At 70.4% G+C, this 7,203-nt stretch carries 6 protein-coding genes and 1 pseudogene; 2 read left to right on the top strand and 5 right to left on the bottom strand.

Features of this window, described 5'->3' with window-relative positions:
• Window positions 1–198: pseudogene (locus D7Y21_RS39130) on the top strand (nucleotidyltransferase); the annotation flags it as partial.
• Window positions 199–469: 271 nt separating this feature from the next.
• On the opposite strand, the gene D7Y21_RS42080 reads toward D7Y21_RS39130, so the two are convergent.
• From D7Y21_RS42080 to D7Y21_RS39120, 3 genes are all read right to left on the bottom strand, one after another.
• Entirely contained in the window at window positions 470–634 is a 165-nt protein-coding gene (locus D7Y21_RS42080) for a hypothetical protein (protein WP_158627422.1), read from the bottom strand.
• A 414-nt stretch (window positions 635–1,048) separates the two neighbouring features.
• Window positions 1,049–1,813, bottom strand: a complete 765-nt coding sequence (locus D7Y21_RS39125) for a Stp1/IreP family PP2C-type Ser/Thr phosphatase (protein ID WP_120566850.1) — start codon at window positions 1,811–1,813, stop codon at window positions 1,049–1,051.
• A 144-nt stretch (window positions 1,814–1,957) separates the two neighbouring features.
• Complete coding sequence (locus tag D7Y21_RS39120) at window positions 1,958–2,326, bottom strand: DUF192 domain-containing protein (protein ID WP_120566851.1); 369 nt, start codon at window positions 2,324–2,326, stop codon at window positions 1,958–1,960.
• Window positions 2,327–2,343: 17 nt separating this feature from the next.
• Between D7Y21_RS39120 and D7Y21_RS39115 the strand changes: the two genes are divergently transcribed.
• Window positions 2,344–2,847 carry a tRNA (cytidine(34)-2'-O)-methyltransferase gene (locus D7Y21_RS39115; RefSeq protein WP_014398831.1) on the top strand — a complete coding sequence of 168 codons (504 nt, stop codon included), beginning with the start codon at window positions 2,344–2,346 and terminating at the stop codon, window positions 2,845–2,847.
• A gap of 177 nt (window positions 2,848–3,024) precedes the next feature.
• Here the strand turns inward: D7Y21_RS39115 and D7Y21_RS42075 are convergent, their stop codons facing one another.
• On the bottom strand, window positions 3,025–3,267 hold the full coding sequence (locus tag D7Y21_RS42075; RefSeq protein ID WP_158627421.1) for a hypothetical protein: 243 nt from the start codon (window positions 3,265–3,267) through the stop codon (window positions 3,025–3,027).
• Between the two features lie 139 nt (window positions 3,268–3,406).
• Window positions 3,407–7,183, bottom strand: a complete 3,777-nt coding sequence (locus tag D7Y21_RS42070) for a hypothetical protein (protein ID WP_158627420.1) — start codon at window positions 7,181–7,183, stop codon at window positions 3,407–3,409.
• Window positions 7,184–7,203 lie beyond the last annotated feature (20 nt).

The raw sequence follows: 7,203 nt of genomic DNA, 5'->3' as shown, positions 1-7,203 counted from the left end.
TGTCGCGGTCGTTCCAGGACCGCAGGACGGACCCACGGGCGCGGGCTGGCCCAGCTCCTGGACGCGCGGGTGGGGCAGGGCGCGAAGCTGGAGCGCTGCGCCGTGTTCGAGGAGACGCAGGTGTCCCCCGGTGAGGCGCTCACTGAAGTGCTCGCGTGGGGCCCGCACCGGGTGCCCGCGCCGCTCGCGGGGCGCTGAGCCCGCGGGCGGGGGCTCTCTCGCGATGGATGAGAAGCTGAGAGCCCCATGGCCTCCCCCCGGCGGCGGCGCACCGCACAAACCTGTCCGACTGTCGGACAGGTTTTTGAAGACCGTGACCGGGAGGGGCGCTGATCCGGCCACCGGAGCCTGTCGGACCGTCGGACGGGTTTGGACCGCGTCGGGCTGCTGGCGAAGTCCGGTGGCTGGAGACGGCGCTTCGCGGTGGGGGCTGGCTGCTCTCGCGGTGCATCGGCGCCGCGTCCGTGGCTCACGGCCTGGCGGCGAGCTTGTCGACCTTTACGCCGGAGCCATCTGGACTCCAGGTGGCTTCCTGCGTGAGGCGGGGACCGAACGTCACGCGCAGCTTCTGGCCCGGCGTGGCCCAGGAGATCTTCGGGGCGTCGTCCGTGCCATCCTCCTGGCGCTCCGCCACGACTTGCTCCTTGGCATCCGTGATGCCGCTGTCGCGGTCGTTCCAGGACCGCAGGACGGACCCACGGGCGCGGGCTGGCCCAGCTCCTGGACGCCCTCCACCAGCTTCATGGTGAGCGGCTTCGCGAGCGTAACGGTCCGCAGCGTCTCCGCGTCGCCCCACTTGGGGGCCGGATGCGTGGAGCGCAGCGTCTCATTCGTGCCCGCATCGATGGCCTCCACCCGGACAAGCAACGTGTGCACGCCGTCCTTGGGAACGAAGAGCAGCGCTCCGGGCTGGAGCACCGCGCGCACGTGATGGCCCGTGGCTGTCTTGCGGGCTTCGTAGGTGCCAAGACATGGGGACTCCTCAAGACGAAGGCCCGCGCTCCTTTTGGGAGCACGGGCCTTCACGCGTCCGGAGGGGACGGGTTCCTCAGGCGGCGTGGTAGCGCGCGAGCACGCAGGTGACGTTGTCGTTGCCGCCCGCCGCGTTGGCCAGGTCGATGAGCTGGCCGCACGCCTTCTCCAGCTCCGGCGTGCGCGACAGGATGTCCTGCATCTGCGCGTCGGTGATCATGCCGCTCAGGCCGTCCGAGCACAGCAGGAAGACGTCGTTCTCCAGCGGATCCACGCGGGTGACGTCCACCTGCACCTGCTCCTTCATCCCCAGCGCCCGGACGATGACGTTCTTGTGGGGGAAGTTCTCAATCTCCTCCGGCGTGAGCTTCTTCGCCTTGAGGTAGTCGTTGAGCAGCGAGTGGTCCTCCGTCACCTGCTGGAGGATGCCGCCGCGGAAGAAGTACACGCGGCTGTCGCCCACGTGGCCCACGTAGACGCCGTTCTCCGCGAAGTGCACGGACACGATGGTGGTGCCCATGCCCTTGTACTTGGTGTCCACCGTGGCGCGCTCGAAGATGCGCGCGTTCGCCAGCTTGATGCCGGTGGCCAGGCGGTTCTCGTCGTAGTTGCGCTGCTTGTCCATCTTGAAGGGCCAGGTGGCGTCCTGGTCCTTGGACGTGAGGCGGAAGAACTCACCCAGCTCGTCTACCGCGATGCGGCTGGCGATCTCCCCGGACGAATGGCCTCCCATGCCGTCCGCCACGACCATGAGGTTCTCCTCGGGGAGCACGAGGTAGTTGTCCTCGTTGTGGTTCCGCTTCATCCCGACGTGGGTGCTGCCGGCGACCTCGATGCGCATGCGAAGGGACTCTTCCGGGGAGAGGCGTGAAAATCGGGGCGCGACGTTAACAAAGCGCTCCAAAAGGGGTCAAAAACCTCTCGTCTGTCCCAGCATTCCCCCCTCCAGGTGCGGGTGGGGGGGAAGGCACGGGCGCCCGAACCCCTAGGCGCCCGGGGCTTCTCCCGGGGCGAAGACCAGGCGGTCGCCCTCCTGGGTGCCGCTGGCCAGGAGGACCCCGGCGGGCAGCTCCAGGACGGAGCGGGCCTTGAAGTAGATGGACGAGGTCCGCCAGGGCGGCATGGCGGACAGTTGCTTGACGATACGCCCTTCCGCGTCCAGGAAGGCGACGTCGATGGGGATGCGCATGAAGAAGGTGTGGATGGAGTTGCAGGGGGCGATGTGCATCCCGCCCCCCATGGGCAGCGAGGCGCGGCCCATGAGCCCCTGGAAGCGCTGGACGAAGGACTCGGCGCGTTCGGCGCGGTCCGCGAGCAGCCGCTGCCGCGTTTCGTTGGTCACCCTCCAGTGCATGTCCGGTGTTCTATCCCATGCTTGAGCCCCTGGCGTCCCCCCTGCACCTGGTCCTCGTCTCCCCGCAGATTCCGCCCAACACCGGCAACGTGGCCCGGCTGTGCGCGGTGACCGGGTGCCGGCTCATCCTGGTGGAGCCCCTGGGGTTCTCCATCGACGACCGGAACCTGAAGCGGGCGGGGCTGGACTACTGGGACAAGGTGTTCCTGAAGCTGTACCCGACCTACGACGCCTATGTAGCGGAGTACCCCCAGGCCCGGCGGTGGCTGTTCTCCGCCCGGGCGGAGACGTCGCTGTACGCGGCGCGGTTCGAGCCAGGGGACCACCTGGTGTTCGGCTCGGAGGTGACGGGGCTGTTGCCGGAGGTGATGGAGGGGGGGACGGGGACGCCGGTGACCATCCCGATGCTTCCGGAGCGCCGGAGCTTGAATCTTTCGACATCGGTGGGGATTGGCGCCTACGAGGCGCTGCGTCAGGTGCAGCTGGGGACGGCGGCCAGGCAGGCACCGCCGTCGAATTGAGGGGCGAGCGGGACGGGCTACACTCCGTGGCCGAATGTCCGCCTCGCAGGTCGCCGAAGCGCTGTATGCCGCCCACAAGTCCCGAGCCACCGGCCGGCTGACGCTGCACGCCGGTGGACGCGAGTCCGCGCTGTGGCTGCGCGAGGGCGACCTGGTGGGCGCGAAGCTGGGCTTCGGCTACCAGACGCCGGCGCAGGCGCTCTTCCAGAACGGGCTCTTGGGCGTGGACGCCCTGGACGCGCTGTGGGCGCGGGGTGGGGCGGCGGCGCCGGACGAGGAGCTGCTGGAGGACAGCGGGCTGCGGCCCGCGGTGGTGCACGAGCAGCAGGTGCTGGCGCAGGTGCGGCGGCTGAGCGAGCTCGCGGAGAGCGCGGACTTCGAGGCGGAGTCGGTGGAGGCGGCGGGGGATTTCGCGCCCATCGCGGGCGTGCGGGTGGTGCGGGCGGCGCTGGAGCCGGCGCCCAGTGAGCCTGTGCCCGCGAGGGTCTACCGCTGCCCGGAGGTGGCGGCGTGCGAGCCGTGGCTGACGGATGCGTCGGAGCGGGGCCTGTTGGAGTCGCTAGGGGCGTTCCGGAGGCCGGAGTCGCTGACGGGGGCACAGCAGGCGCTGCTGCGGGTGCTGGAGCGCGAGGGCCGCATCGAGGCCCTGTCGGTGGAGGAGTGGGAGGAGCGCGAGCGGCTGCGGCGTGAGGAGGAGCTGCGGCAGGCGGAGGAGGAGGCCTGGGCCATCGAGGAGGCGCGCCGGCGCGAGGAGGCGGAGCGGCGCGCGGAGGAGGCGAGGCTCGCGGAGCTGGCGCGGCTGGAGGCGGAGCGGCTGGCGGAGGAGGCTCGGCTCGCGGAAGAGGCTCGGCTGGCGGAGCTGGCGCGTATCGAGGCGGAGCGGCTGGCGGAAGAGGCTCGGCTCCGGGCGCTGGAAGAGGCACGGCTGGCGGAGGAGGCGAGGCTTCGGGCGGAGGAGGAAGCGCGGCGGGAGGCGGAGCGGCTGGCGGAGGAGGCTCGGCTCGCGGAGCTGGCGCGCATCGAAGCGGAGCGGCTGGCGGAAGAGGCTCGGCTGGCGGAGGAGGCTCGGCTCGAAGCGGAGCGGCTGGCGGAAGAGGCTCGGCTGGCGGAGGAGGCTCGGCTCGAAGCGGAGCGACTGGCGGAGGAGGCTCGGCTCGCGGAGCTGGCTCGCATCGAAGCAGAGCGTCTCGCGGAAGAGGCTCGGCTGGCGGAAGAGGCTCGTCTCGCGGAGCTGGCTCGCATCGAAGCGGAGCGGCTCGCCGAGGAGGCTCGGCTGGCGGAGTTGGCGCGCATCGAAGCAGAGCGTCTCGCCGAAGAGGCTCGGCTGGCGGAGTTGGCGCGCATCGAAGCAGAGCGTCTTGCCGAAGAGGCTCGGCTGGCGGAATTGGCGCGCATCGAAGCAGAGCGTCTCGCGGAAGAGGCTCGGCTGGCGGAGCTGGCGCGCATTGAAGCAGAGCGACTCGCCGAAGAGGCTCGGCTGGCGGAGCTGGCGCGCATCGAAGCGGAGCGGCTGGCCGAAGAGGCTCGGTTGGCCGAAGAGGCTCGCCTTCGGGCCGAGGAGGAAGCCCGCCTTGCTGAAGAGGCCCGGCTCGCGGAGGAGGCACGGCTCCACGCGGAGGAAGAAGCGCGGCTCGCTGAAGAGGCACGTCTTCGGGCGATAGAGGAAGCACGCCTTGCCGAGGAGGCCCGCATCGCGGAAGAGGCCCGTCTCCGCGCGGAGGAAGAGGCCCGCATCGCGGAAGAGGCACGTCTTCGGGCAGAGGAAGAAGCCCGGCTGGCGGAAGAGGCGCGTCTGGCCGAAGAGGTACGCCTTCGCGCAGAGGAGGAAGCGCGCCTGGCGGAAGAGGCGCGTCTGGCCGAAGAGGCTCGGCTGCGTGCGGAGGAAGAGGCTCGGCTCGCGGAAGAGGCTCGCCTTCGTGCCGAAGGGGAAGCACGCCTTGCCGAAGAAGCTCGCCTCGCGGAGGAAGCCCGCCTTCGTGCAGAGGAAGAGGCTCGGCTCGCAGAAGAGGCTCGCCTCGCGGAGGAAGCCCGCCTCGCCGAAGAAGCTCGGCTGCGTGAGGAGGAAGAGGCGCGACTCGCGGAAGAGGCTCGGCTGCGTGCGGAAGAGGAGGCACGGCTCGCCGAAGAGGCCCGCCTTGCCGAGGAAGCCGCTCGAATCGAAGCAGCGCGCCTTGCCGAAGAGGCTCGACAGGCAGAGGAAGCACGCCTCGCCGAGGAAGCCCGGCTGCGGGCAGAGGAAGAAACCCGGCTGGCGGAAGAAGCACGCTTGGCCGAAGAGGCTCGGCTTCGCGCGATTGAAGAGGCCCGGCTCGCTGAGGAAGCGCGTCTGGCTGAAGAAGCGCGCTTGCGTGCGGAGGAAGAGGCTCGACTCGCCGAAGAGGCCCGGCTCGCGGAAGAGGCACGTCTGGCCGAAGAGGCCCGGCTCGCGGAAGAGGCTCGCCTCGCGGAGCTTGCTCGCATTGAAGCGGAGCGTCTCGCTGAAGAGGCGCGGTTGGCGGAACTGGCGCGCAATGAAGCCGAACGTCTCGCCGAAGAGGCGCGGTTGGCGGAACTGGCGCGCATTGAAGCCGAACGTCTCGCGGAGGAAGCCCGCCTCGCGGAAGAGGCCCGCCTTCGTGCCGAAGAAGAAGCCCGTCTGGCCGAGGAGGCTCGCCTGGCGGAAGAGGCACGCCTTCGCGCGGAGGAAGAGGCTCGACTGGCTGAGGAAGCCCGGCTTCGGGCTGAGGAAGAGGCCCGGCTCGCTGAGGAAGCGCGTCTGGCGGAAGAAGCGCGCCTGCGTGCGGAGGAAGAGGCCCGGCTCGCGGAAGAGGCTCGCCTCGCCGAAGAAGCCCGACTCCGCGCAGAAGAAGAAGCTCGGCTCGCGGAAGAAGCCCGGCTTCGTGCGGAGGAAGAGGCCCGGCTCGCGGAAGAGGCACGTCTGGCCGAAGAGGCACGCCTCGCCGAAGAGGCGCGACTTCGTGCGGAGGAAGAGGCTCGCCTGGCCGAGGAGGCTCGTCTCGCCGAAGAGGCGCGGCTTCGTGCCGAAGAGGAGGCCCGGCTCGCGGAAGAGGCGCGTCTGGCCGAGGAGGCTCGTCTCGCCGAAGAGGCGCGGCTTCGTGCCGAAGAGGAGGCCCGGCTCGCGGAAGAGGCGCGTCTGGCCGAAGAGGCGCGTCTGGTCGAAGAGGCGCGTCTGCGCGCGGAGGAAGAGGCTCGCCTGGCCGAAGAGGCTCGCCTTCGTGCGGAAGAGGAATCTCGGCTCGCGGAAGAGGCTCGCCTTCGTGCGGAAGAAGAGACGCGCTTGGCCGAAGAGGCACGCCTCGCGGAAGAGGCGCGTCTGGCCGAAGAGGCGCGCCTTCGCGCAGAGGAAGAGGCCCGACTCGCGGAAGAGGCTCGACTTCGTGCAGAGGAGGAAGCCCGCCTCGCCGAAGAGGCCCGCCTCGCCGAAGAGGCCCGCCTCGCCGAAGAGGCCCGCCTCGCCGAAGAGGCCCGCCTCGCGGAGGAGGCCCGGCTTCGCGCGGAGGAGGAAGCGCGCCTGGCCGAAGAGGCCAGACTCCGTGCAGAGGAAGAGGCTCGACTGGCGGAAGAAGCGCGCTTGGCCGAAGGGGTTCGGCTTCGCGCGATTGAAGAGGCTCGACTCGCTGAGGAAGCGCGTCTGGCGGAAGAAGCGCGCCTGCGTGTGGAGGAAGAGGCTCGCCTCGCCGAAGAGGCCCGGCTCGCAGAGGAGGCTCGCCTTCGTGCTGAAGAAGAGGCTCGCCTGGCCGAGGAGGCTCGCCACGCGGAAGAAGCCCGCCTTCGCGCGGAGGAGGCACGGCTCGCCGAAGAGGTCCGCCTCGCGGAAGAGGCACGTCTGGCCAAAGAGGCGCGTCTCGCCGAAGAGGCGCGGTTGGCCGAAGAGGTCCGCCTCGCGGAAGAGGCACGTCTGGCCAAAGAGGCGCGTCTGGCCGAAGAGGCACGGCTCGCCGAAGAGGCCCGACTCCGTGCTGAAGAAGAAGCACGTCTGGCCGAAGAGGCCCTCCTCGCGGAGGAGGCCCGTCTTCGCGCGATCGAGGAAGCCCGACTCGCTGAGGAAGCGCGTCTGGCCGAAGAAGCGCGTCTGCGCGCGGAGGAGGAAGCCCGCCTCGCCGAAGAGGCCGCTCGAATCGAAGCCGCTCGGCTCGCCGAAGAAGCTCGCGTTCGCGCCGAAGCCGAAGCTCAGCGCCTCGCGGAGGAGGCCCGCCTTCGTGCCGAGGAGGAAGCCCGTCAGGCCGAACTCCACCGCCTCGCCGAAGAGGCCCGCGCCGCCGAAGCCGCCCGCCTCGCCGAAGAGGCCCGCGCCGCCGAAGCCCAGCGCCTGTCCGAACAGGGCAAGCCCGCCCATCCCCCCTCACTCCCCCGGCG

This window comes from Corallococcus sp. AB045 (genome assembly GCF_003668895.1).
Lineage (GTDB): Bacteria > Myxococcota > Myxococcia > Myxococcales > Myxococcaceae > Corallococcus > Corallococcus coralloides.
The sequence above is the reverse complement of the archived record's forward strand: the minus strand, read 5'-3'. Positions and strand labels throughout refer to the sequence as shown.

Bases quoted from the DNA above. Each gene is read 5' to 3' on its own strand.
- D7Y21_RS39125 (WP_120566850.1), bottom strand. From the start codon at position 1,813: ATGCGCATCGAGGTCGCCGGCAGCACCCACGTCGGGATGAAGCGGAAC.
- D7Y21_RS42070 (WP_158627420.1), bottom strand. From the start codon at position 7,183: ATGGGCGGGCTTGCCCTGTTCGGACAGGCGCTGGGCTTCGGCGGCGCG.
- D7Y21_RS39115 (WP_014398831.1), top strand. From the start codon at position 2,344: ATGCTTGAGCCCCTGGCGTCCCCCCTGCACCTGGTCCTCGTCTCCCCG.
- D7Y21_RS39120 (WP_120566851.1), bottom strand. From the start codon at position 2,326: ATGCACTGGAGGGTGACCAACGAAACGCGGCAGCGGCTGCTCGCGGAC.
- D7Y21_RS42075 (WP_158627421.1), bottom strand. From the start codon at position 3,267: ATGGGCGCGAAATCCCCCGCCGCCTCCACCGACTCCGCCTCGAAGTCC.